The organism is Micromonospora sp. NPDC048040 (assembly GCF_055587185.1).
Window position 1 is genome coordinate 26,098 of record NZ_JBVJGT010000003.1, and the last position, 24,147, is coordinate 50,244.

Annotated in this window: 21 protein-coding genes, 1 pseudogene and 1 riboswitch; of the genes and pseudogenes, 6 read left to right on the forward strand and 16 right to left on the reverse strand. The window is 75.3% G+C overall.

The annotated features are described in order from the left end of the window. Positions 1-51: 51 nt before the first annotated feature. The 6 genes from ACZ6O2_RS04650 to ACZ6O2_RS04675 form a co-directional block, all read right to left on the reverse strand. Complete coding sequence (locus tag ACZ6O2_RS04650; protein ID WP_466022011.1) at positions 52-963, reverse strand: L,D-transpeptidase; 912 nt, start codon at positions 961-963, stop codon at positions 52-54. Between the two features lie 88 nt (positions 964-1,051). Then, entirely contained in the window at positions 1,052-2,500 is a 1,449-nt protein-coding gene (locus tag ACZ6O2_RS04655) for an alpha-amylase (RefSeq protein WP_466022012.1), read from the reverse strand. Between the two features lie 258 nt (positions 2,501-2,758). Then, on the reverse strand, positions 2,759-4,045 hold the full coding sequence (gene serS, locus ACZ6O2_RS04660; protein WP_350707696.1) for a serine--tRNA ligase: 1,287 nt from the start codon (positions 4,043-4,045) through the stop codon (positions 2,759-2,761). Between the two features lie 114 nt (positions 4,046-4,159). Next, entirely contained in the window at positions 4,160-5,236 is a 1,077-nt protein-coding gene (locus ACZ6O2_RS04665) for a DNA polymerase III subunit beta family protein (RefSeq protein WP_466022214.1), read from the reverse strand. Between the two features lie 123 nt (positions 5,237-5,359). Further along, positions 5,360-6,541, reverse strand: a complete 1,182-nt coding sequence (locus ACZ6O2_RS04670; protein WP_466022013.1) for a saccharopine dehydrogenase family protein — start codon at positions 6,539-6,541, stop codon at positions 5,360-5,362. Next, a complete protein-coding gene (locus ACZ6O2_RS04675; protein WP_466022215.1) occupies positions 6,534-6,983 on the reverse strand; it encodes a hypothetical protein in 450 nt (149 codons plus the stop codon). Before ACZ6O2_RS04675 ends, ACZ6O2_RS04670 begins: the two co-directional genes overlap by 8 nt. A gap of 153 nt (positions 6,984-7,136) precedes the next feature. On the opposite strand from ACZ6O2_RS04675, the pseudogene ACZ6O2_RS04680 reads away from it, so the two are divergent. Then, positions 7,137-10,090: pseudogene (locus ACZ6O2_RS04680) on the forward strand (helix-turn-helix transcriptional regulator). Between the two features lie 14 nt (positions 10,091-10,104). Here the strand turns inward: ACZ6O2_RS04680 and ACZ6O2_RS04685 are convergent. The 4 genes from ACZ6O2_RS04685 to ACZ6O2_RS04700 all read right to left on the reverse strand — a co-directional run bounded on the left by ACZ6O2_RS04685 (position 10,105) and on the right by ACZ6O2_RS04700 (position 12,520). After that, positions 10,105-10,653, reverse strand: coding sequence for a DsbA family protein (locus ACZ6O2_RS04685; protein ID WP_350707699.1), 549 nt, complete (start codon positions 10,651-10,653; stop codon positions 10,105-10,107). 284 nt (positions 10,654-10,937) lie between these two features. Further along, complete coding sequence (locus ACZ6O2_RS04690) at positions 10,938-11,624, reverse strand: BON domain-containing protein (protein WP_350707701.1); 687 nt, start codon at positions 11,622-11,624, stop codon at positions 10,938-10,940. A 183-nt stretch (positions 11,625-11,807) separates the two neighbouring features. Then, entirely contained in the window at positions 11,808-12,215 is a 408-nt protein-coding gene (locus tag ACZ6O2_RS04695) for a hypothetical protein (RefSeq protein ID WP_350707703.1), read from the reverse strand. Positions 12,216-12,376: 161 nt separating this feature from the next. Beyond that, on the reverse strand, positions 12,377-12,520 hold the full coding sequence (locus tag ACZ6O2_RS04700; RefSeq protein ID WP_350707704.1) for a hypothetical protein: 144 nt from the start codon (positions 12,518-12,520) through the stop codon (positions 12,377-12,379). Positions 12,521-12,851: 331 nt separating this feature from the next. Here ACZ6O2_RS04700 and ACZ6O2_RS04705 point away from each other — a divergent pair, with 331 nt between their 5' ends. Continuing rightward, positions 12,852-13,214: an STAS domain-containing protein gene (locus tag ACZ6O2_RS04705; RefSeq protein WP_350707706.1), complete on the forward strand. Its 363-nt coding sequence runs from the start codon at positions 12,852-12,854 to the stop codon at positions 13,212-13,214. 275 nt (positions 13,215-13,489) lie between these two features. Next, positions 13,490-13,957 (forward strand): SRPBCC family protein, encoded by a 468-nt coding sequence (locus tag ACZ6O2_RS04710; protein WP_466022014.1) that lies wholly within the window; start codon positions 13,490-13,492, stop codon positions 13,955-13,957. Between the two features lie 101 nt (positions 13,958-14,058). Here the strand turns inward: ACZ6O2_RS04710 and ACZ6O2_RS04715 are convergent, their stop codons facing one another. From ACZ6O2_RS04715 to ACZ6O2_RS04730, 4 genes are all read right to left on the reverse strand, one after another. Further along, positions 14,059-15,120 (reverse strand): coiled-coil domain-containing protein, encoded by a 1,062-nt coding sequence (locus ACZ6O2_RS04715; protein WP_350708017.1) that lies wholly within the window; start codon positions 15,118-15,120, stop codon positions 14,059-14,061. A gap of 13 nt (positions 15,121-15,133) precedes the next feature. Next, positions 15,134-15,265, reverse strand: a riboswitch (cyclic di-AMP (ydaO/yuaA leader). A gap of 153 nt (positions 15,266-15,418) precedes the next feature. Next, positions 15,419-16,336 (reverse strand): cation diffusion facilitator family transporter, encoded by a 918-nt coding sequence (locus tag ACZ6O2_RS04720; protein ID WP_466022015.1) that lies wholly within the window; start codon positions 16,334-16,336, stop codon positions 15,419-15,421. 108 nt (positions 16,337-16,444) lie between these two features. Beyond that, complete coding sequence (locus tag ACZ6O2_RS04725) at positions 16,445-18,562, reverse strand: HelD family protein (protein ID WP_466022016.1); 2,118 nt, start codon at positions 18,560-18,562, stop codon at positions 16,445-16,447. A 169-nt stretch (positions 18,563-18,731) separates the two neighbouring features. Further along, the gene (locus tag ACZ6O2_RS04730; protein ID WP_466022017.1) at positions 18,732-19,667 is read right to left on the reverse strand and encodes an alpha/beta fold hydrolase; all 936 of its coding nucleotides are present in this window, start codon (positions 19,665-19,667) and stop codon (positions 18,732-18,734) included. 147 nt (positions 19,668-19,814) lie between these two features. On the opposite strand from ACZ6O2_RS04730, the gene ACZ6O2_RS04735 reads away from it, so the two are divergent. Beyond that, entirely contained in the window at positions 19,815-20,459 is a 645-nt protein-coding gene (locus ACZ6O2_RS04735; protein ID WP_466022018.1) for a carbonic anhydrase, read from the forward strand. Between the two features lie 87 nt (positions 20,460-20,546). Here ACZ6O2_RS04735 and ACZ6O2_RS04740 read toward each other — a convergent pair whose 3' ends face one another. Continuing rightward, complete coding sequence (locus ACZ6O2_RS04740; RefSeq protein ID WP_350707717.1) at positions 20,547-20,876, reverse strand: hypothetical protein; 330 nt, start codon at positions 20,874-20,876, stop codon at positions 20,547-20,549. A 307-nt stretch (positions 20,877-21,183) separates the two neighbouring features. Between ACZ6O2_RS04740 and ACZ6O2_RS04745 the strand changes: the two genes are divergently transcribed. Both ACZ6O2_RS04745 and ACZ6O2_RS04750 read left to right on the forward strand, forming a co-directional pair. Continuing rightward, on the forward strand, positions 21,184-21,675 hold the full coding sequence (locus ACZ6O2_RS04745) for a DUF3145 domain-containing protein (RefSeq protein ID WP_350707719.1): 492 nt from the start codon (positions 21,184-21,186) through the stop codon (positions 21,673-21,675). Between the two features lie 75 nt (positions 21,676-21,750). Beyond that, a complete protein-coding gene (locus tag ACZ6O2_RS04750; RefSeq protein ID WP_466022019.1) occupies positions 21,751-23,481 on the forward strand; it encodes a glycoside hydrolase family 3 protein in 1,731 nt (576 codons plus the stop codon). 5 nt (positions 23,482-23,486) lie between these two features. On the opposite strand, the gene ACZ6O2_RS04755 is transcribed toward ACZ6O2_RS04750, so the two are convergent. Then, a complete protein-coding gene (locus ACZ6O2_RS04755; protein WP_466022020.1) occupies positions 23,487-24,134 on the reverse strand; it encodes a lipoprotein in 648 nt (215 codons plus the stop codon). Positions 24,135-24,147: the final 13 nt, after the last annotated feature.

The window sequence follows — 24,147 nt, forward strand, 5'->3', positions numbered from 1 at the left end:
GCTCAACAGCCGACGGGCCCACTTTCGCAGCAGTTGCCGGGCTCGACGCCGTCAGGCGGTCGGGGGTGGCACGGGCAGCTCGTCGACCACCACCACCTCGGTGCCGGGGCGCACCTCGGCCAGCAGTTTCCGCTGCCCGCTCTTCGTCAGCCGGATGCAGCCGTTGGTGGTCTTCATGCCCAGCTCGCCGTCGTGGTACCAGCTGTGTATGCCGATGTGCGCCCCGCGCAGGCTGGCCGGCACCGACCCCGGGTCGTCGGGCACCGCGCCGAGGGCGAAGATGTCCACGCCCCCGTACACGTCCTGCGGCGGCGGGGTGCGGCCGAGGATGAAGGTCCGGCCCAGCGGGGTCTCCTGGCCGCGCTGGCCGAGGCTGATCTCCCAGGACTGGACGGCCTGGCCGGCGCGGTACCAGGTCAGCCGGTGCGGCTTGCGCTCGATCACGAGCTGGTCGCGCAGCGGCATGGTGGTGAAGCCGCCGGGCGGCAGCCAGGCGAGGGTGCGGTTGGCCGAGGGGAGCAGCACGGCCGTCCAGCCGGCGCGCCGCTGGGCGATCGGCATGGTCAGCTCGACGCCGTTGATGGTGGGGGCGAGGAAGGCCAGCGGTCGACCGCCGGGGGCGGTGTAGGCGGCGATCTCGCGGGTCGGGTGCAGGCCCTCGGTCAGCGGCGTCGTGTCCAGGGTGTCCGGGTCGGCCGGGAATCCGGTGGGTGCCGGGCCGTAGTCGACCACCGGCAGGTCGTCGGGCGCGGGCGCGGCGACGGGCACCCGCTCCGGCGTCGGGGCCGCGCTGCTCGGCGCGGCGGCGGTCGGCGTGGGCGGCGCGACGACCGGAGGCGCGGGGGGTGTGCGGTCGGGGGTCAGTGCCCAGCCCGTGGCCCCGACGGCCGCCAGCAGCAGGGGTACGCCCACGGCGACGGCCAGCAGGCCCGCCCGCCGCCGGATCAATCGGTCAAAACGCACAAAGTCACTGTAACGGGTGGAGAGCGACGAAGCCCCCGCCCTGGTCGGAAAGCCGACCGGGGACGGGGGCCGTCGGTGGGGTGGCGGGTCAGCTGAGCCGGGCGCCGACGTGGATGGCGACCGCGTCGTGGGCGGGTATGTTCGCGGCGAACCAGCCGTTGCCGTCCACAGTGATCACCGGCCCGCTGCACGTGCCGTTGGCGAAGGTGCCGTGGATGACGTCGCAGTAGCGGCCGGCCGGCAGCCCGGCGTGGTAGGACCGGCCGGTGATCGCGTGGTCCTCGTCGTTGACCGTCAGATAGCCCTTGCCGGGGCGGCTGAAGGCGATGTGGTTGTTGCCGTTGTCGTACCAGTTGGCGACGCCGGCGCCCTCGGTGGCGTTGCGGAAGCCGACCATGTTGGCGATCACCGGCCAGCGGTGCTCGCACTCCCAGCCGGAGTAGCAGGTGGTGTCCAGGGTCCGGCCCGAGCCGTCCGAGGGCGGGCCCTGGTCGCGCTGGCTGAACGTGTAGCTCGACATGACCGTCGGGGAGCCGTACGGCCAGCCGAGCATGAACGCGTTGGCCAGCGCGTAGATGCCCCGGTCGCGGTAGGTCAGCACGCCGCCCACGTCGCGCTGGGTGTCGTGGTTGTCCACGAACACCGCCGCCGAGCCGCTGGGCAGGTGCCCCCAGCCCTCACCGAAGTTGCGCAGGTAGGCGAGCTTCTCGGAACGGAAGACCCGGGCCAGGTCCTTGCCGTAGCGGAACTCGTGCACGTCGCCGTTGCCGGTGTACTCACCCGGCTGGATCGGCTCGCCCGCCCCGTGGATGACCTCCTGCACCAGGTACGCCGGGCGGGACAGCTTGCCCTTGACGGCGGCGATGTCGGCGGCCGGCATGTGCTTGCTGGCGTCCATCCGGAAGCCGTCGACGCCGAGCGAGAGCAGGTCGTTGAGGTAGCCGGCGATCCGCGTCCGGACGTAGTCCGACTCGGTCTTCAGGTCGGCGAGGTTGACCAGCTCGCAGTTCTGCACCTCCCACCGGTCGTTGTAGTTGGCGATGTCGTCGCCGCCGTTGCGACCGCAGTGGTGGAAGTCCTGCGTCTGGTAGATGCCGGGGTAGTCGTAGTGGCCGTACGACGAGCCGGCCCACCCGGTGCCGCCGTTGTCCTGCCCGGACATGTGGTTGACCACCGCGTCCACGATCACCTTCACCCCGGCGGCGTGGCAGGCGTCGACCATCGACTTGAACTGGGCGCGGGTGCCCTTGCGGGACTCGATCCGGTAGCTGACCGGCTGGTAGGCCAGCCACCACTGCGAGCCCCGGACGTGTTCCTGGGGCGGGGAGACCTGGACCCAGCCGTAGCCCTTGGGGCCGAGGGTGGTCCCGCACTCGGTCGCCACCGAGGCCCAGTTCCACTCGAAGAGGTTGGCGATGACCTTCTTGCTGCCGGCCGGGGCCGCGGCGGCCGGGGGCGCCGTCGCGGCGGCGGGGACGATCAGGCCCGCGATCACGCCGAGGGCGACGATCGCCGACAGACGTCGACGTCTCTGCATCGGAGGACTCCTGACGGGGTGCGGGGGCGGGGCGGCGGCGGGCCGGGGGAGGGCCCGATGCTGCCGGAAAGTTGCAGCCCGGTCTGAAAGTTTCCGAAAGATTACAAGCGTGTTCCAGTGACTGTCAACGCATGGACATGCGTCACTCCGGTGAACTGAAAAGGACAGCCGCGTCGTCCGTGCGGGCGGCGCCGCGGCTCGCCACGGCCGAGTCGCCCCCGCCGGCGGCAGACGCGAGGCGGGGGCGAGGGCCGAAGGTCAGCGGGCCGGCGTGAGGCGGTCGGTGCCCAACCGGTCGCGGAGCACCTCGGGCACCAGCACCGAGCCGTCGGGCTGCTGGAACTGCTCCAGGATGGCCGGGAACAGGCGGCTGGTGGCCAGCGCCGACCCGTTGAGGGTGTGCACGAAGCGGGTCTGCTTGCCGCCCGGCTCCCGGTAGCGGATGGCCGCCCGGCGGGCCTGGTAGTCGCCGCCCCAGGAGACCGACGAGACCTCCTTGTACTTGCCCGTGCTCGGCATCCACACCTCGATGTCGAGGGTCTTCTTCATCGCGGCGCTGGCGTCGCCGGCCGACAGCAGGGTGCGCTGGTAGTGCAGGCCCAGCGCCTCGACCAGGCTCTCCGCGTGGCCGACCATCGCCTCCAGTGCGGCGTCGGCCTGTTCGGGCAGGGTGAACTGGAAGATCTCCACCTTGTTGAACTGGTGGCCCCGCACCGTGCCGCGCTCGTCCGAGTGCGAGCCGGCCGCCTCGCGCCGGTAGCACGGGGTGTAGGCGAACACCCTCAGCGGCAGCTTCGCGGTGTCCAGGATCTCGTCCTGGAACGCCCCGAGGATCGCGGTCTCCGCCGTGGGCAGCAGGAACTGCCCGCGCGGCGCGGACTGCCGGTCCAGGTGGTAGACGTCGTCGTAGAACTTGGGGAACTGGCCGGCGGCGAAGCCGGCGGTGTCCAGCAGCAGGTGCGGCGGGAGCAGGAACTCGTAGCCGGCCTCGATGTTCCGCTCGATCAACCAGTTGACCAGCGCCCACTCCAGCCGGGCGCCCAGGCCCGTGTACATCCAGAAGCCGGAGCCGCCGAGCTTCACGCCACGCTCGTGGTCGACCAGACCCAGCGCGCGGCTCAGCTCCACGTGGTCGCGGACCTTCTCGATGGCCGGCGGCGCACCGAAGGTCTTGACGACCCGGTTCGCCTCCTTGCCGCCGCCGACCACGTCGTCGGCCGGGAGGTTGGGCAGCTCGCTCATCCGGTCGCGCAGCCGCGTCTGCACCTCGTCGAGCTGACTCTCCAGCTCGGCGAGCTGCTTGCGCTCGGCCTCCGGGGCGGTCACCTGCGGCTCGGCGCCGGCCCGCTTCGCCTGCGCGTACGCGCGCGCCTCGGCCTTGCGGCGCTGCCGCTCGGCGTCGATCCCACTGATCAGGGCACGGCGTTCCTGGTCGAGCCGCTGGATCTCGTCCAGGGCGCGGGTGACCTCGGCGGGATCCAGTCGCTTCGCCAGCGCGGTCTCCACCGCCTCGCGATCCTTCCGGATCAACTCCATGTCGAGCATGCTGCTCCGTACGCCTCCGTCCGGACGTCAGGTGGACCCACCGATGCTACCGTCGCGGCCCGGTCGCGCCCCGGGCCGGGCCGGACACCGTCCGCCGCCGTCGGCGAGGAGGGGTCAGAGCCGGATCGGCATCAGGATGGAGAAGGCGTCGGCGTCGTCGGGGCGGCGGACGGCCAGCGGCGCGATCGGGCCGTCCAACTCCAGCAGCAACTGCCCCGGGCCGGCGGCGTCGAGGGCCTGGAGCAGGTAGTCGCCGTTGACGCCGACCCGGAACGCGTCCTCCTCCCCGGCCAGCTCGTCCGCCCCGAGCAGCCGCACCCCGCCCCGGCCGTCCGGCCCGAGCACGGTCACGGCGAGCGGGGTGCCGTCGTGCCGCCGGCTGACGACGGGGGCGTCGGCGCTGGTCAGGGCCGACCGCAGGGCGGCGGCGTCGACCGTCAGCCGGTGCGCCGGCCCGTCGCCGGCGGCGGCGTGCAGCAGGCGGGCGTAGTCCGGGAAGTCGTACGGCAGGACGGCGGCGTCGACCGTACGGCCGGCGACGGAGACCGAGATCGTGCCGCCGGCCACGGTCAGGTGTGCCGCGGGGGTGCTCCCCACGCCCGTGTCGAGCAGGGCCCGCGCCTCGTCGACGAAGGCGACGGGGGCGAGCACCCGCGCCGGCGGACCGTCGACCCGGCCGGCCACCCGGGCCAGGGCCATCCGGTGCCGGTCGGTCGCCACCAGCCGTACGCCGTCGCCGTCGGCGTCGAACAGCACGCCGGTCAGCACCGGCAGGTCGGGGTCGGTGCCGACCGCGAAGCGGACCGCGTCCACGGCGGCGGCCAGGTCGACCCGGGACAGGACGAGGCGGGTGGTCATCGGGCGCTCCTCGGGATCGATCAGCGTACGGATCCGGGAGAGCTCGCGGCGGGCGTCGGCGAGGCCGTCCTCCAGGCGGCGCAGGTGCGCGTCCAGCAGGCGGTGCACCTCGGCGGGCGCGGACCGCAGCGCGGCGGCGATCTCGGCCACCGGCATGCCGACCCGGCGCAGCCCGGCCACCAGCCGGGCGGGCGCCACCTGGTCGGCGGTGTACCAGCGGTAGCCGGTGACCGGGTCGACCAGGGCCGGGGTCAGCACCCCGGCCGAGTCGTAGAACCGCAGGGCGCTCACGGTCAGCCCGCTGGCCCGGGCCAGCTCGCCGATGCTGTGCAGGTCGCTCTCCACGGCGCTGATCCTGTCGTCTCAACCTGGTCGAGGGTCAAGCCACCGACCGCCCGGGCCGCCGGTCGTGTCCGGTCTCGTCGCCGGTCTCGTCGGTCGGTCGGGGCCCACGGGTCAGCGGGGCTCGTCGAGCACCCGGAACGTCATCCCGGCCCGCACCAGCCGGTCCAGCAGCGCGTCGCCCATCGCGGTCACCGGCGTGACCTGGCCCGAGGTCGCCGGCAGGTCGTCGGTGGCCAGGCAGAGCGCGGACTCGGCGAGCATCTTCGCCGTCTCGTCGTACCCGGGGTCGCCGCCGGCCACCTCGGTCAGCACGCGCCGGCCGCCGCCGGTGCCGACGAACCGGACCCGGAACCAGGACCTCGCCCGCTGCTGCGGCGTCGGCCCCTGCCCGGCGGCGAGCCGGCCGAGCAGCCAGCGCCGGGCCGGCGGCAGCTGCACCAGGCCGACCAGGCTGCCCAGCCCGACCGCGCCCACCAGCACGGTGGGCAGCCGCTTCACGGCGGCGAAGTGCCGGTAGCGGAAGTCCGGGCCGTACTCGGGGCGGGCGGCGGCGGAACGGCGTACCACCTGCGGGTCGATGGTCGGCAGCGGCACCGTCCACATGCCCAGCTCCCTGTCGCGGGCGACCCGCCCGGGCACCGCGCGCGCCCGCCGCCCCGTCGGGCGCGGCTCGACCCGCCGGCGGTCGCGCGCCGCCCGGGACGTCTCGGCCCGCCGGGAGAAGGCGAGCAGCGCCGAGTGGTACGTGCCGGCGGAGAACCGCCCGCCCGCCCGGACGAAGCCGTCGACGGTGATCGGTACGCCGGCCGGCAGGTGCTTGAGCGTGAACCAGACGCCCAGGTCGTGCGGGACCGAGTCGAAGCCGCAGGCGTGCACCAGCCGCGCCCCGGCGCGCACCGCCTCGTCGTGATGGCGCACGTACATCAGGTCGACGAACTCCGGTTCGCCGGTGATGTCCAGGTAGTCGGTGCCGGCGCGGGCGCAGGCGGCGACGAGCGGCTCCCCGTGGTGGACGTACGGGCCGACGGTGGTGGCCACCACCCGGGCGCTCTCGGCCACCGCCCGCAGCGAGGTGGCATCGGTGACGTCCGCGGTGAGCAGGGGCAGCCCGGCCAGCGCCGGGTCGATCGCGGCCAGCCGGTCCCGGACGGCGGCGAGCTTGCCGGGGTTGCGCCCGGCGAGGGCCCAGCGCAACCCGGGCGGGACGTGGCGGGCGAGGTACTCGGCGGTCAGCCCGCCCGTGAAGCCGGTGGCCCCGAACAGGACGACGTCGTACGCCCGCTGCTCACGCATCCGCCGAGTCTGCCACCCACGACGCCGGGCGGTCGACGGCGGAGCGGTCCGCGCGGAGCACCTCGCCGGTCTCGGCGAGCTGCTTGACCTCCCGCAGCGCCTGGCGGATCAGCAGCCCCGGATCGTCGCCGACGAGGTGGGCGGCGAGTCCGGTGGGGGTCGCGCCAGCCAGCGGCCGCGCGGCCAGTTCGGTGCCCCGGCAGCCGGGCGCCGGGCGCAGCTCCACCTGCACCGCGCCGCCGAGCCGGCGCAGGGGCTCCGGCCAGCGCCCGCCGGGCAGCACCTCACCGGGCGCGCGGTCGACGGTCACCACCTGCCAGCGCGCGGGCCGCGGGTCGGCCCCGGCCGCCCGGGGCCAGGCCCGTCCCCGCCGGCGTACGGCCAGCGTCCGCAGCACCGCCGCCCCGGCCGTCGTGGCGAGGGCGAGTCCGGCCCCGGCCATCCCCGCGATGCGTCCCACCGGCCCCTCCGTCCCCGCGCACCCACCTCGGTGTCCTTCGCCCCACCGGCCCCGTCGCGCGCCGCCGGCGCGGCCGGTCGCCCGCGTGCCACCAGGGTCGTCGCGGCCCGGGTGACGCAGGCTCCCCCCGAAGGGGTGAACCGGGCCCGGCCGGGTAACCGCCCGCCGCATGGCCTGGGGAATGGACGCGTCCGTGGGGGTGGGGCCGGATGCCGGAGCACGTACGGGACACGGGGGTCGTCGCGGTCGCGGGCGGGCCGGCGGGGGCGCCGCTGCTGGCGTCCCGGCTGAGCCCGGCCGCGCCGCCGGAGCCGCTGCTGTTGCGGCCCCGGCTGCTGCGGGCGCTGGACGCGGGGACGGCCGGCCCGGTCACCCTGGTCTGCGCCCCGGCGGGGTGGGGCAAGACGACGCTGCTCGCCTCCTGGTTCCGGGCCGCGCGGGAGGCCGGGAGCCACCCGGGCCGGACGGGGGAGGGGCCGGTGACGGCCGCGGCCGAGGGCGCCCGGGACACGGCGGCGGCCGGCGCGAGCGCCGGCGACCTCGGCGCGGCGACGGACGCCCCGGCAGGGCCCGCCCGGCCGTTGCCGGCGTGGGTGTCGGTGGAGGCCGGCGACGACGGGGACCGGCTCTGGTCCTACCTGGCGGCGGCGCTGCGCGCGGCCGCCGATCCCGCCGACGACGCGCCGGGCCCGCCCGTGCCTGACCGCTCGCCCCGCCCCGACCAGTTGGAGCTGCTGGCCGCGGCCCTCGCCGCCCGGGAACGGCCGGTGCTGCTGGTCCTGGACGACCTGCACCGGATCACCGACCCGGCGGCGCTGACCGGGCTGGACTTCCTGCTGCGCCACGCCGAGCAGCGGCTGCGGCTGGTGGTCGGCGCGCGTGGCGGGCTGCCGCTGGCCGTGCACCGGCTGCGGCTGGCCGGGGAGCTGACCGAGATCGGCCCGGAGGAGCTGGCCTTCACCGGCGACGAGGTCGCCGACCTGCTGACCGCGCACGGGGTGACGCTGCCGGTGGCCGGGGTGCGCCGGCTGCGGGAGCGGACCGGCGGCTGGCCGGCGGCGCTGCGGTTCGCGTCGCTGGCGCTGCGCGGGCAGCCCGACCCGGCCCGCTGGGCCGAGCAGTTCGGTGGCGACCAGCCGGATGTCGCCGGCTACCTGCGCGAGGAGGTGCTGGCCGGGCTGGCCCCGGAGGCCCGGGACGTGCTGCGGCGTTCCGCCATGGCCGACGCGGTCTGCGCCGGGCTCGTCGACGCGCTGACCGGGCGGGCCGACGGCGAGCAGGCGCTGGCGAGCCTGGCGGGCGACGGCGGGCTGCTCCGGCGCGACGACGGCCGCCCGCCCTGGTACCGCTGCCACCCGCTGCTGGCCGACGTGCTGCGGGCCGAGCTGGGCCGGCTGCCCGCCGACGAGCTGCGCGACCTGCACCTGCGGGCGGCCGGCTGGTACGCCGACAACGGGCGGCCCGTCGACGGGCTGCGGCACGCGCTGGCCGGCGGGGACTGGGACCGGGCCACCGAGCTGTTCGTCACCCGCTGGCCGGAGCTGGTCCCGTACGACCGGGACGAGCCCGGGGGCGCGGCGCCCGCGCCCCCGCCGCCGGAGGCCGTGCGACGCGACCCGGAGCTGGCGCTCGCCTGCGCCGCCGAGCGCGCCGGGGCCGGGGACGCGACCGCGGCCACCGGGCACCTGCGCGCCGGCGTGGACGCCGCCCGGTCGCTGCCGGCACCGCGCCGGGACCGGTTCCGCCGGCTGGTCGCCGCGCTGGAGGTCACCCTGGCCCGGCTGGCCGGCGACCCCGAGGCGGTACGCGCCGCCGCCGCCCGGCTGCTCGCCGGCCGCCCCGCGCCGGACTCGACGGTTCCGATCTCGCCACCGGCGACCGGACTGCCGGTCGAGCCGCGCGGCGACGCCGCCGAGGACGCCGACGTGCGTGCGGTCGCCGGCACCGCGCTCGGGCTGGCCGACCTCGCCGACGGCGACCTGGCCGCCGCCGGGCCCGCCTTCGCCCGGGCGCTGGCGGCGGCCCGGGACGCGGGGCGACCGCGTACCGAGCTGGTGTGCGCCAGCCGGGCGGCGCTCCTGCACGCCGTGCGGGGCGAGCTGCGGACCGCCGAGTCGCTGGCCCGGGACGCCCTGGCCATGCCGCCGTGCCAGGGCTGGTCGTGCCGGGAGGACTGCGCGCACGGGTACCTGGCGCTGGCCCTGGTCGCGCTGCACCGCGACCAACCCGAGGAGGCGGAGGCGCACCTGGCGCTGGCCACGCCGGCCACGGGCGAGCCGACCGTGGCGGCGACGGCGGCGCTGTGCCGGGCGGGCCTGCTGCGGGACGCCGGCGACCTGCCCGGTGCGCACCGGGCGCTGGCCGAGGCCCGGGAGCGGCTGGCCGACCGGCCGCGGGCCGCCGAACTGGCATCCTGGCTGCTGGCCGCCGAGGCGGACCTGCGCGGGGCCCGGGGCGACCTGGACGCGGCCCGGCGCCTGCTCGCCGACCGGGTACGGGACGGGGCCGACCCGCCGCTCGCGATCGCGCTGGCCCGGGTGGAGCTGCGCGCCAGCGACCCGCGCGCCGCCGGGTACGCGCTGCCCGACTGGGAGGCGCCCGGATCGGCCGACTGGCCGCTGCCCGTACGCCTGGACGCGGCGCTGCTCGACGCGGTGCTGGCGCGGCGGGCGGGCGACGACCGGCGGGCCGGACGGGTGCTGGAGCGGGCCCTCGACCTGGCCGGCCCGGAGGGGTTCCGGCGGGTGTTCACCCGCGCCGAACCCGGGGTCCGGGACCTGCTCGCCGCCCACCTCGACGCGGGCACCGCCCACTGGCCGACCGTCAGCGACCTGGTCCGGGGCGTCGACACGCCGGCCGACCGGGCTTCGGCGGACCAGCGCGCGGCGGCGCTGGACGAGCCGCTGACCGAGCGGGAGCTGACCATCCTGCGCTATCTGCAGAGCATCCTGTCCAACGTGGAGATCGCCGCCGAGTTGTCCCTGTCGGTCAACACGGTCAAGACCCACGTGCGCAACATCTACCGCAAGCTCGATGCCACCCGCCGCCGCGAAGCCGTTCGCCGCGCCCGCGACCTCCACCTGATCTGACCGCGGTGGGTGGGTCAGGGGGTGGCGGCGGCGTCGACTGCGGCCAGGAGGTCCGCGAGGTCGTAGCCGGCGTCGTGGCGGACCCCGTTGACGAACAGGGTCGGGCTGGCCTCGACGCCGCTGCGGATGCCGCCGACGAAGTCCCGCCGTACCCGGTCGCCGTGCGCCTGCCGCTCCACCTCCGCGTTGACCTCGTCGGCGGGCAGGCCGAGCTGCGCGACGCCGAGCGAGAGGTGCACCGGGTCGAGCTGGTCCTGGTGCTCGTAGAGCCAGTCGTGCATCGCCCAGAACCGTCCCCGCCGCCCGGCCGCCTCGCTGGCCTCGGCGGCGTGCTCGGCGTACGGGTGCATGTTGGTGATCGGGAAGTGCCGGTAGGCCAGCCGTACCGTCTCGGCCCGCTGCCGCAGCACCTCCCGCAGGTTCTGGTACGCGGCCCCGCAGAACCGGCACTGGAAGTCGCCGTACTCGACGATCGTCACCGGCGCGTCCATCGGTCCGCGGACGTGGTCGTGCTCGGTCACCGGGGTCCGCAGGCGGGCGGTGACCTGCAGTGGCGTGGTCATCCGGTCGTCACCCGCCGATCCGTGCCGAGGCGATCCGGCGCGAGCGGCCGGCCGTCGTCCGCCCGCCGGAGGCGTGCGGCGCCGGGCCGGGTGGCCGGCGTGCGGGATCCGGGCGTGGCGCGCCCGGCTCGGGTCGACCCCTTCGGATCAGTCATGTCTCCCAGGCTGGCCCGGAGCGGGGTGAGGGCGGCTCACCCCGCCCGGGTGGTTCCACCCGCGTGCCCGTCGGGCCACGTCCGCCGGCCCTCGCCGCCGGGGTCGGAGGCCGACCGGGGCACGGCGGCTCAGGCCAGCACGGGGGCGACCGCGATGTGGTTCTGCACCTCGCGGATGCCCGGGGCACACCAGGCGGTGCGTTCCACCTCCGCCCGCTCCGGCATCGAGTGGACCAGCCCGCCGAGCACCACCGTGTCGCCGTGCACCCGGACGGTGATCCGTTCCGCCTCGGTGGCCCGGTTGCGGGCCAGCGCGTCGACGATCCGGGCGGCCAGGGCGTGCCCGTCCGGCCGGGTTTCGGGGCGGACGGTGATGCCGTTGCTGACCCCGCGTACGCCGGTCAGCCGGGCCACCGCCCGTTCGGCGGCGCGGCGCTGGTACTCCCAGTCCACCTCGCCGTGCAGCGTCACCCAGCCCTGCGCGACCGTCACGTCGAGCTGTTCCAGCGGGACGAAGGCGTCCCACTCCAGCGCGTGCCCCGCCGCCGCGGCGATGTCCGGGTCGGCGCGTTCGGCGCCGGTGCCGATGCGTACCGCCAGGTCGTTGGCGACCGCCCGGACGCGGGCGACCCGGTGCGCCGCCCGTTCGGCGGCCCACTTCTTGGCGTAGCTGTCGACCCGACCGGTCAGCGTGACCACGCCCTCGGAGACGGTCACGCCGATCTCGTGCGGTCGCACCCGGGGTTCCCAGGTCAGCTCGTCGAGGACGGCGGACTGGATGTCCTGGTCGGTACGGGTGATCGTCTCGATGGCCATCTGTCACTCCTCACGGGATAGCTGCCTGTGCACACGGGCCTGCCGGGACCGATCCTGGCGCGGGCGGGGGTGAGCGGCCCTCACCCGACCCGGGTGGCTGTGCCCTGCGGGAGGTACGGCGCGGGCCCCGGCCGACCCTCAGGGTCGACCGGGGCCCGTGGTGTGCCCGTGGGCCGGGGTGAGTCAGCCGTCGAGGCCGACGGGGGAGTTGGGACGGTCCACGTCGACGAACTCGATGTCGTCCGCCGCCCGGTCGTCCCGGCTGCCGGCGGCCCGCGCGGCGGTGCCGGCCGCCCAGCCGATCGCCGCGCCGACCAGCGCGGCGCCGATCAGCAGCGTCCAGGGCAGCGCGGGGCGGCGGCCGGCGAGCGCGTCGAAGGCCAGGGTGGCCCGGCGGCGCGCCTCGTCCGCTGCGGAGCCCACCAGGTCGCCGGCCTCGTCGGCGAGGCCGGAACCGCCGCGGCGGGCCGACCGGGCGGTGTCGCGGACGCTGTCACCCGCGGAGCTGACCGCCGAGACCAGGTTCTGCCACGCCTGGTCCGCGATCCGCTCGGGCTTGCTGCGGCGATCCAGCAGATTGGTACCGAACATGGTGGTTACCTCCTCGGGCCGAAGCCGGCGGCCACTTCGGACTTCGACGTCTCACCGGCGCGTCATGGTTCGCTCGTTCCGCCTGTGCCCAACCGGGCGCCTCGGCAAACCCGCGGGGACGCGGGGCGAGCCCGGTCACCGGGCGGTGGCCCTCGCCGTGGTCAGCGGAGCGTGACCACCGCGGTCACGCCGCGCGCGAAGTCGTCGTCATCGTCGTCGTCATCGTCGCCGCCGCCGAAGCCGCAGGCCAGCACGAGGGCCAGCAACGCGCCGACACCGGCCAGCGCGGCGAGTCTCCTGATCATCGATCGTCCTTCCGTCGTGGCGCCCGCTCTCCGGGCCGATCCTAGGTAGGACGGGCAACCCGGGGGCGGAAGCGGGGGCCGGCCACGCCAGGAAGTTCGGGTGCCGGGCGGTGCCGGCGGGAGACGGCTACCCTGGGGCGGCGACGCGTCAGCGGCAGCTGATCGTTGGGTAAACAAGAAGTAGAAAGTCCGGATAAGGGCGACTTGGTGCGCCCTCATCCGCGAATTGCTCATCCCGAGGGGTGGCGACCGAGGCCGTCGGAGGAATACTCTCGGTCGCGGCCCGCGTACTGATGAGGCGCCCGTCGGACGGGCGAGTGGAGGTGCTCGCGTGAGCCTGTCGATCGTGAAGTCGGTTATGCCCGGTGGTGTCATCGAGATCGCCCCCCGGGGCGAGATCGACGTCGACACCGCATACGAGGTGCGTGAGGCGATCGCCGAGGTCCTGGCCAAGGGGCACCCCAGCCGGATCGAGCTCAACATGAGGCTCGTCACCTTCATCGACTCCGTCGGTATCAGCGCGATGGTCGCCGGCTTCCAGACCGCCGAGGTGAGCGGCGTCAAGCTCGTCGTCACCGAGCCGAGCCGGTTCGTGCACCGGCAGCTCTGGGTGACCGGCCTGCTCGGCCTCTTCGGCGCCCCCGAGCCCTACTACGCCGGCGCGCCCGCCCCCGAGGTCCTCCCCGGCGCCTGACCCGCCGGCAGGGGTCCCGCCGGTGACCCGTTGGCGTCAGTCGTCGCCGAGGCCCGACCGGTCGATGTCGGACGACTCGGTGACCACGCGGATCGCCGTCACGGAGGCGTAGCCGTCGGCCAGCAGGGCCAGGCCGCTGCCCGGCTGCACCTGTCAACGACCGACGGTAGCCGGCGGGCGGGTCGACGGCCGGCATCCGCGCGCGGAGCGGCACACCGTTGCCAGCGCGCCGCCGGTGCGCGACGATCGGGCGACGGCGACGGTGGGGAGACGGCGTGCTCAGACGGGATTCCTTCAGCTACACCGTCCAGGCGCGCTGCTCGCTCGCCGACGCCGCGGGGTTGCTCGCGGACCAGGCCCGGCAGCAGGACCTGCACCCGCTGATCGCCCGGGTCCGCCGGGTGTCGCCCCGTCGCGGCGCGCGGGCCAGCTACCTCATCACCGACCGGCTGGCCGTCGGGCCGCTGCGCCTGCCGGTCACCTACCGGGCCGACGTCCTGGTCGACGGGCCGGACGAGATCGTCACCGTGGCCCGGCAGTGGCCGGCCACCACGGTGCGCAACCGGACCCGACTGCGGGCCGAGCCGGACGGCGTGGTCCGGATCGACGTCGAGATCACCCTTGCCGCGCCGGTCCCGCTCTTCGGCTACGCCTTCCGCCAGGCGCGCGCCGCCCACCTCGGGCTGGCGGCCCGGCTCGGCGTTGCCCTCGGCGGGCACCCGCCGGAGTCACCGCCCGGCTGAGCCGGGCACCGACACGGCGAAATCCCCGGCCGTCGGCCGGGGAGGTGGCGGTGGGAGCGGTCGGCCCCGGTGACCCGCCCGCGGGTCACCGGGGCCGAACGTCAGTAGACCGACAGGTGCACGTGGTTGGTGTGGTCGCTGGACGGGTCGCCGTTGGCCCCGCTGTACGACTTCCAGCCGCTGCTGGGCAGCCAGATCTGCCTGTACCAGATCACGTAGAGCACGGCGAGCCGGTCGGCGTTCTTGACGAAGTACGCCGCCAGGTTGTTGCCGTACGTCCTGTCGCCGCCGGTGGCGTCGCCGCCGAACCCGCTCTTCTGTGCCGCGAAGTCGCAGGCCCGGCCCTTGGGGTGCTCGCCGGAGCCGCCGGGGCGGTAGCAGGAGACGTAGCGGGTGAAGCCGGCCGCCTTGGCCTGGTTCAGCGCGTGCAGGGTGCGCGGGGTGATGCAGCCGTTGGCGGGGGTGGGGTCGTTGACGCTGCACGACTCGGACGGCCAGGACCCGTCGGAGTTGCGTGGCGCCGGCTTCGCCGTCGCGGTGGAGCTGCCGCCCGGCCCGCCGCCACTTGCCTGCGACCGGTTGGCGACCGTCAGCGCCCGCTCCGCCTGCTCCTTGCGCTTGGCCATCACCGTGACCTGCTTGCGCTGCTCCCGGATCTCGCCGTCCAGGGCGAGCTTGGTGCGGGTGGCCTGGTCTCGGGTCTCCTGGAGCTCGCGGAGCGCCCGGTCCTCGTTGGCGGCCACCGCGTCGAGAGCGGCGGCCCGGTCCATGAAGCCGTCCGGCGAGCTGCTGTTGAGCAGGGCGGAAACCACCCCCAGCCGGCCGGTCCGGTAGGCCACTCCGGCGATCTCGCCGACCTTGCTGTTCCGCTCGGTCAGCTCGCTCTCGGTCGTCTTGAGCTGCGCGGCGAGCTGCTGCTGCCGCTTGACCGACGTGTCCAGCGCCCGCTTGGCGTCCAGGTAGCCCTTGCTGGCGGCTTCGAGCTGGGCCCGCAGGGCGGGCGTGCCGCCCTCCTGGTCCTGGCCGGGGGCTGCGGCGAGCAGGCCGGCCCGGGAGGCGGCCGCCGCGGGGGCGGTGGTGACCGGGGTGACCGCGGCGCCGAGGGCGAGCGTCGCGGCGATCAGGGCCGCCAACCGGGCGGCGCGTCGTCGTACAGGTGCCATCACTGGCATACACGTGTCCTTCCGTCAGCCGCCGACCGGGTTAGCTGACGGGTTTGGGACGGAAGATCCCTACCGCTGACGCGGATGCACCCCACGAACATGGTTCCCCGGTTCGCCCCGCCGGGCGATTAGGCGGCGGCCACCGCCGGCACCGGTGGGTGCCGCCTGGCGGAGGCCGGAGCCGAGCCTACCGGTGCCGGTGTGACTGGTGCAGCGCAGGTGACTGAGGGTGCCTGCCCGCTTACCGTCAAATCCGACATAAGTCAACAATACTCTCCCAGATTTAAGGCTGTGCTCATTACCACTCAACCGACCCGCAGGCCCCGGGAGACGCCCCCGGCTCGATCTGCAACGTCGCGTGCTCGATCTGGAAGTCCTCGTGCAGGGCCGTCCGGGCTGCGGTGAGCACCGCGCCGACCTCCGCGCCCGGCTCCATCGTCAGGTGCGCCGAGGCCACCTCCATCCCGGAGGTCAGCGTCCAGACGTGCAGGTCGTGCACCTCGGCCACGCCGGGCACGGCGGCCAGCCGGTCGTGCACCCTGGTGACCTCGAGGTGCTCCGGCGCGGCCTGCACCAGGATGCGCAGCGCGGCGCGCCCGAGCCGCCAGGTGCGGGGCAGGATGAGCATCCCGATCGCCACCGCGACCAGCGGGTCCGCCCACCACCAGTCGGTGACGGCGATCAGCAGGGCCGCGCCGATCACGCCGAGTGAGCCCAGCAGGTCGCCCAGCACCTCCAGGTACGCGCCCTGCATGTTGATGCTCTCCTTCGCCCCGGACCGCAGCAGGGCGAAGGCGGCCACGTTGGCGAGCAGGCCGAGCACGGCGACCGCGAGCATCGGGCCGGCGAGCACCTCCGGCGGGTCGCCGAACCGGCGTACGGCCTCGACGACCACGTAGACCGCGACGCCGGAGAGCAGCACGGCGTTGGCCAGGGCGGCCAGCACCTCCAGCCGGTAGAGGCCGAAGGTGCGCTGCGGGTCCGCGCCGGCGCGCCGGGTCGCGGTGATCGCCGCGAGCGCCATGCCGATGCCGAGCACGTCGGTGAACATGTGCCCGGCGTCGCTCAGCAGAGCCAGCGAGCCGGTGCGGAAGGCGGCCACCGCCTCCACCGCCATCAGGGCGCCGAGCAGCGCGAACGCCGCCCAGAGGCGGCCCCGGTGGCGGTGCGCGGCATTCGCGACCGACCCGTGGTGGTGGTCATGACCTGCACCCACGCGCCCACCTTCCGTCACCCGTCAGGACCCGGTTCAATCTATGCTCACATCGCAATATGTGCAAGTGATTGCCCGGCGGCGGTCGGCGACTCAGCCGGTCGGGACGACTCAGCCGGTCGGGTCGACGGTGGTCAGCCGCTGGGTGGCCCGCGACAGCGCGACGTAGAGCGTCCGTACGCCCGAACCCGGGTCGGCCCGGATCTCGCCCGGGGCGACCAGGACCACGCCGTCGTACTCCATGCCCTTGGCCTCCAGGCTGGTCACCACCTGCAGGCGCGGCGCGCCCAGCCCGCCCAGCCACCCGGCCACCTCGTCCCGGCGGGGCACCGGGGTGATCACGCCCACGGTGCCCTCCACCTCGGCCAGCAACGCCGTGGCCGCCGTCACCACGGCGGTCTCCAGCTCCGCCGGCAGCACCGCCAGCTCGACCGGGTCGACGCCGGTGGAGCGCACCGCCCTGGGCAGCGGGAGGTCCGGGTGCAGCCGGCGGATCTCGGCCGCCGCCACCGCGAAGATCTCCGCCGAGTTGCGGTAGTTCGTGGTCAGGGTGAAGTGGTGCCGCTTGCGCCGGCCCAGCGCCTGGTCCCGGGCGCGGGCCAGCTCCTCCGGGTCGCCGGTCCACGCCGTCTGCGCCGGGTCGCCCACCACCGTCCACGAGGCCAGCCGTCCGCGCCGGCCGATCATGCGCCACTGCATCGGCGAGACGTCCTGCGACTCGTCGACCACGACGTGCGCGTACTCCCGGTAGTCCTCCGGGCGCTGCCGCGCCGCCTCGCGGGCCGCGCGCTGCCGGTCGGCGAACGTGCTCAGCTCGCGGACCCCGCCGGCCAGCTGGAACGGGTCCCGCTTCGGCCGGGCCGGCTTCATCGGCTTGCCGAGCAGCGCGTCCAGCTCGTCCAGCAGCGCGATGTCGGCGATCGTCAGCCCGGCGCGGTCCAGGCTCCGGTACGCGTCGGTCAGCAGCCGGATCTCGGCGCCGGAGAGGATCCCGCCGGCGTACCGGCGCAGCCGGTCGGGGCGGGCCAGCCAGCCCAGCACGTGCCGGGGGTGCAGCCGGGGCCACCACGCCTTGAGGAACTCCCGGAACTCCGGCCGCTCGGCGATCTCGTCCTCGAACGCGCGCTGCTCGGGCAGCCGGCCGATGCCCAGCCGACGGGCCTGCGCCCAGAGCGCGGCGAAGACGCCGTCGAAGCCGGCGCGGCGCACCTCGTTGCGGCGGGCGCCCCGGGGCATCGCCCGCTCCCGGATGGCGTCCAGCTCGCGGCGGTCCAGCCGGAGCAGCTCGCCCCGGTAGAGCAGGCGCAGCTCGGCCGGACCGTCCGGCACCGCGTCCCGGGCCGCCCGTTCCAGCACCCGGCGCATCCGCAGCGAGCCCTTGACCGCCGCCACGGCGGGCGGGTCGGTGCGGGTGGCGCTCATGCCCGGGAACAGGGTGCCCAGCGAGTGCAGTGTGGCGGTGTCCTCGCCGAGCGAGGGCAGCACCGAGGCGATGTACTCGACGAAGACCGAGGACGGGCCGACCACCAGGATGCCGCCGCCGGCGTACCGGCTGCGGTCGGAGTAGAGCAGGTACGCGGCCCGGTGCAGGGCGACCGCCGTCTTGCCGGTGCCCGGGCCGCCGGAGACGATCGTCACCCCGGAACCGGGGGAGCGGATGGCCTCGTCCTGCTCCCGCTGGATGGTGGCGACGATGTCCCGCATGCCCCGGCCGGTGGCCTTCGACAGCGTGGCGAGCAGCGCGCCGTCGCCGACCACCGCCATGTCGGCGGGCGCGGCGGCGGGATCGAGCAGGTCGTCCTCGATCCGGGTGACCCGCTCACCGGAGGACTGGATCATGCGCCGCCGCACCACGCCCAGCGGCTCCGCCGGGGTGGCCTGGTAGAAGGCGGCGGCGGCCGGGGCCCGCCAGTCGACCACCAGGGTGGTCGCGTCCTCGTCCCGGATGCCGAGCCGCCCGACGTGCAGCACCTGCCGGTCGCGCAGGTCCAGCCGGCCGAAGACCAGCCCCTCGTGCTCGGCGTCCAGCACGTGCCGCCGCTGCGCGGCGTGGAACACCATCGCGTCCCGCTCGACCAGCGCCCCGAAGTTGCCGACCCGGGCGAGTCGGTAGCCCTCCTTCTCGGCGCGGACCGCCGACCGGCGCAGCTCGGCCAGTCGGGCGTACACCCGGTCGAGGTGCCGCTGCTCGACGGCGGTCTCCTGCGCCAGGGTGGTCTGGTCGGTCAACGGTCGCTCCTCCTGACGTCGGCGGCGGGCGGCGCGAACCGCGCGAACCACGCCAGGCCAACCGCAAGAGGGTACGGCCCGCGCGCAACCAGCCGCGCCTGAGGTGCGGGAAAGGAGCCCGCGTCACCCCTCCCGGCCTGCCCGCGTCACCTCTGCCGGCCTGCCCGCGTCACCCCTCGCGGGTGGTGGCGGGGGCGGCGGAGCGGGCGTCGTCGAGCACCTGGCGGAGCACGCCGCCCAGCGCCGCGTTGACCTCGGCGGGGCGTTCCATCATCAGCATGTGCCCGGCGCCCGGACAGACGGTCAGTTCCGTCGCCGGCAGCGCGGCGGCGATCGACTCGGCGCACGGCGGCGGGGTGAGCCGGTCCCGGTCGCCGACCAGTGCCGCCGCCGGCAGGTGGGCGAGCCGGGCGAGGGTGTCCAGCCGGTGCTGCGCCCCGATCGAGGCGCGGAACCCGCCGATCGAGCGGAGCGACGCGCGGGCCACCGCCGAGGTGACCAGCCGGATGTCGTGCGGGTCGCAGCGGTCACCGAAGAGCATCCAGCGGATGCTGGGGCGCAGCGCCCGCAGCAGCGCCCGGGGCGGCCGCCAGGACCCGCACCGGGCCAGCACGCCGGCCCCGGTGGTCTCGGCGAGCCGGATCAACCGGGCGATCCGGGGCGACAGGCCGTAGACGGTGTGCGTGTGCCCCTCGGCCGTCGTGGAGACGAAGACCAACCCGGCGGCCCGGGCGGCGAAGTGCTCGGGGTGCCGGTGCGCGTACTCCATGATCGTCATGCCGCCCATCGAGTGGCCGGCGAGCACCACCCGGCCGCTCGGGGCCACCTCGTCCAGCACCGCGGCCAGGTCGTCGCCGAGCTGGGCGAGGGTGGCGGTGGGCAGCGCCATGCAGCTCGACCGGCCGTGCCCACGGGCGTCGTAGGCGACCACCCGTACCGCGCCGTCGAAGCGTTCCCGCAGGTCGGCGAGCTGCCGGTGCCAGGCCCGCCCGTCCAGCGTCCAGCCGTGCAACAGCACCACGGTGACCTCGGCGTCGGCCGGCCCCGACGCCTCGACGTGCAGCCGCACGTCGTCGGGAAGACGCACCTCGACGTGCTCCGGCATCGCCACCTCCCCAGGGCCGCGCTGGTCCGCAACACCGGGGATACCCGGTGGTAACACCGGCTACCCGTCATGACACCACGGCAACCGTGCCGGTGAGAAGATTCGCAACCCGGTCCGGGCGCCGGCCGGGCCGGCCAAGCTGGAGGCATGGGGTCGCCGCAGGCAACGCCGCCCGGGCCCGCGCCGGACGGGCGTGCGGCCGGCGGTACGCCCCGGGCCGCCCTGGCGGAACTGCTCGCCGGCAACCGCCGGTTCGTCAGCGGCCAGCCGATCCACGGCCACGACGTCACCGCCGCCGCCGCGGCGGCCTCCGGGGACCAGCAGCCGTACGCGGTGCTCCTCGGCTGCATCGACTCGCGGGTGCCGCTGGAGGCGATCTTCGACCAGACGTTCGGCTCGATCTGCGTGATCCGCACCGGCGGGCACGTGCTCGACCGGGCGGTGCTCGGCTCCATCGAGTACGTGGTCGGGGAGTTGGGCGTACCGCTGGTGGTGGTGCTCGGGCACGAGCGGTGCGGCGCGGTCGCCTCCGCCGTGGACGCGCTGCGCGGCGGGCGGTCACCGGGCGGCGCGCTGGCGCACCTCGTCGAACAGATCGCCCCGGCGGTGACCGAGGTGGGCGTCGACGACCCGCGGGCGCACCCGCTGGCGGTCCGCCGGCACGTGCTGCGGACGGTGGCCGCGCTGCGCGCCGACGACCTGCTCGCCGGTCCCGTCGCCGCCGGCCGGCTGGGCGTGGTCGGCGCCCTCTACGACCTGGCCACCGGCGAGGTCGCCCTGCTCGAGGTGTAGCGCCCTTCCTCCACACCGGTCCACAGACACGGAACCGCCCGCCGGGATGATCCCGACGGGCGGTCCAGGTGTCGCGTGGGGGAGGGCTCAGCCCTCGAAGACGCCGGCCTCGACGAGGCGCTTCTCGGTGGCGTCCCAGCCGTCACCCGGGTGGGTGGCGTTGAGGTTGTTGATCTCGGCCCGGATCTTTGCGGCGTGGCCGGCGGCGGCCAGCGTCCGGATCTCCTCGACGAAGGCCTCGGAGTCGGTGCGCAGGTGCGCGGTCTTGCCGTTGGTCAGGTTACGCACGTAGGCGTGCTTGCCGCCGTTGAGCGGGATGAGGTACTTGAACTCGCCCAGCACGCTGAGGGCGCCACCCTGGCCAGCCTGGCCGGCCCGGACTGACGCGCGCGCGGTCTTAGAGGTGTTGCTCGCCACGGAGGTACTCCTTGCAAGACGTACGGGAGGACGGAACGTCCGGGGGCTGTGCGGACGGCACCTGGTGAGTGGGCCCGCGGAAGATGTGCGCGGCACAGGCCGCCGATGGAACTGTACACGACCACGATCCCTGGCTGGTCATCGCGTCTGGAGGGGTCAACCGCGGTCACCCGTCCGACTATTCCGACCGGCGAATTTTCCGATTCCCTGGCGCACCATCCGTCACACCAGTCATCATGTGTTCCAGAAGCCACTCGGGTGATCGAGGTCGTAGGGGAAGACGCACCTCGCTCTCCGGGAGGTCACCGTGCCAACGCGTGGCGTCGTATACGTCCACTCGACCCCACTCGCCGTGTGCTCACACGTCGAGTGGGCGATCGCGCGCGTCCTCGCCGCGCCGGTCAACCTGCAGTGGACGGCTCAGCCCGTCGACCCCGGCGCCCGCCGGGCCGAGTGCGGGTGGACCGGTCGTCCGGGGACGGGCGCCGAGCTGGCTGCTGCCCTCCGGCAGTGGCCCATGATCCGTTTCGAGGTCACCGAGGAGCCGAGCGCCGGCGCCGACGGCGAGCGCTTCATGTACGTCCCGGGGCGCGGCCTGTTCCGCGCGACCGTGGGCGCGGCCGGCGACATCCAGCTCGGCGAGGACCGGCTGCGCAGCCTGATGGCGGGTGCGCGGGCGCCGGAGGCCCTCGCGCACGCGCTCGACAAGGCGCTCGGCACCGCCTGGGACGCCGAGCTGGAGCCCTACCGCTACGCCGGCGACGGCGCCCCGGTGACCCTGCTCACCCGCGTCGGCTGACGTCCCACGTCCGGCGTGCCCCGGCCGGCGGCGGCGGGAAGGTCAAGTTGCCCCGATAAGGGGTGAACTGGTGGGATGGGCCGCGTGTCGACTACCCCGCGACGTGCCGGCGTCGCGCTCGCCGCCCTGACCGCGCTGCTCCTCTCCGGATGCTCGGGGCCGGCGGACCGCCGTCCCGAGCCCGCGTCGACGAGCGCCGCGGCCACCCCGACACCCGGCGCGAGCCTGCCCGGCGGCGACCCGGCCGCCCGCGCCGCCGCCCTGGTCGGCACGCTCGCCGACGAGGACCTGGTCGGCCAGGTGTTGATGCCCTACGCCTACGGCGACTCGGCGACCCGGGTCTCGCCCGGATCGAAGGCCGGCAACCAGGCGCTCGCCGGGGTGGACACCCCGGCCGAGATGATCGCCAGGTACCGGCTCGGCGGGCTGATCCTGGTCGGCTTCAGCGCCGACGACCCGACCAAGGGCAACCAGGAGACCACCAACGTCGACAACCCGGAGCAGGTCCGCGAACTCACCACCGGCCTGCGCGAGGCCGCCGGTCGGCTGCCCGCCGGCCAGGCGCCGTTCCTGATCGGCACCGACCAGGAGTACGGCGTGGTCACCCGGATCACCGACGGGGTGACCCTGCTGCCCAGCGCCCTCGCTGCGGGCGCGGCCGGGAAGCCGGAGCTGACCGAGGCCGCCTGGCGGGCGGCCGGCAGCGAACTCGCCGCGATGGGCATCAACCTCGACTTCGCCCCGGTCGCCGACGTGCTCGCCACCCGCAGCACCGTGATCGGCTCCCGGTCGTACGGGGCGGACCCGAAGGCGACCGCGGAGCAGGTGGCCGGCGCGGTCCGCGGGTTGCAGGCCGAGGGCGTCGCCGCCACCGTCAAGCACTTCCCGGGCCACGGGCACAGCGCCGCCGACTCGCACAAGGACCTGCCGGTGCTCGACCAGTCCCGCAAGGCGCTGGAGACCGGCGCCTGGCCGCCCTTCTCCGCCGGCATCGACGCCGGCGCGATGGCCGTCATGTCCGCCCACCTCGACGCCCGGTCGGTGGACCCGGGCACCGCGGCGACCTTCTCGCGCAAGCTGCTCACCGACGTGCTGCGCGGCCAGCTCGGCTTCGAGGGCGTGGTGATCACCGACGGGATGAACATGCCGCCGGCGAAGCGCTGGTCACCGGGGGAGGCCGCGGTGCGCGCGCTGCAGGCGGGCAACGACCTGATCCTGATGACGCCACACGTCGGCCAGGCGTACGACGGGCTGCTCGCCGCGCTCCGCGACGGCTCGCTGCCCCGGGCCCGCCTCGTCGACGCCGCGACCCGGGTGCTGACCATGAAGTTCAAGCTCGCCGACCGGCCCACGCCCGAGCTGTCCACGCTGGGCGACCCGGCGCACCGGAAGGCGGCGGAGGACCTGGCGGCGGCGGCCGTGACGGTGTTCCGGGGTGCCTGCGGCGGCGGGGTCCGGGGCCCGGTGACCGTCACCTCCTCCGGCGGGCGCGACCACACCCGGGCGGCGCTGACCGAGGCGCTCACCGCGGCCGGGGTGAAGGTGGTGCCCAGCGGCGGCACGGTGGTGCACCTGGTCGGGTACGGCGACGGCGCCGGCGACCTGCGCGCCGACGCCGCCGTCACGGTCGCCATGGACACCCCGTACGTGCTGGCGAAGGCGAAGTCACCGACCCTGCTGGCGACGTACTCGTCCAGCCGGGCGTCGATGACCGCCCTCGCCCGGGTGCTGGCCGGCAAGGCGCGGCCGGAGGGTCGGTCCCCGGTGCCGGTGCCCGGCCTGCCCGCCACCACCTGCGCCGGCTGACCGCCTCAGTCGCGGTTGATCCGGGCCGACTGCTTCACCAGCTGGTACGCCGGCAGCAGGTCCTCCGGGTCCGGGGCGTCCAGGCTCAACACGATCGGGCCGTAGAGGGAGGACAACGCGATGGCCCGGTCCGTGTCGCCGTCCGCCGTGTAACTCGCCTCCACGGCGTCGAGCGTGCCGGCCCGCACCCGCCGGTACCGCGGGTCCGAAGCCTCCGGCGAGTACGCCCCGACGAAGTGCTTCAGGTGCTCCTCGGCGCCGCCGGCGACCCCGTCGACCCGCCAGACCCGGAGGAACCCGAGTTCGCCGGTCGGCCGGGCGTCGAGTTCGCACAGCATCCTGGCCTTGCCGACGGTCGGCTCGCCGAACTCCGCCGAGCCCTTCACCGCCTCGACCTTCCACCCGGCCGGCAGCGAGAAGGTGATCGGCAGCTCGCAGGGCGTTCCCTTCTGGCCGACGGTGGTGCCGGCGGCCGCGGCGGCCACCTCGTCGTGCCAGGGCGGGCCGGGGGTCACCGGCGAGGCGGTGGTGCTCGGCGAGGTTGACGCCGAGGGCGAGTCGCCGGCCGCCGGGGTCTCCTTCGCGTCGGCGCAGGCGCCGGTCAGCGCGATGGTCAGCGCCGCGAGCACGGCGGCGCGGGTACGTCGTTCCATGTGTCCATTCCCC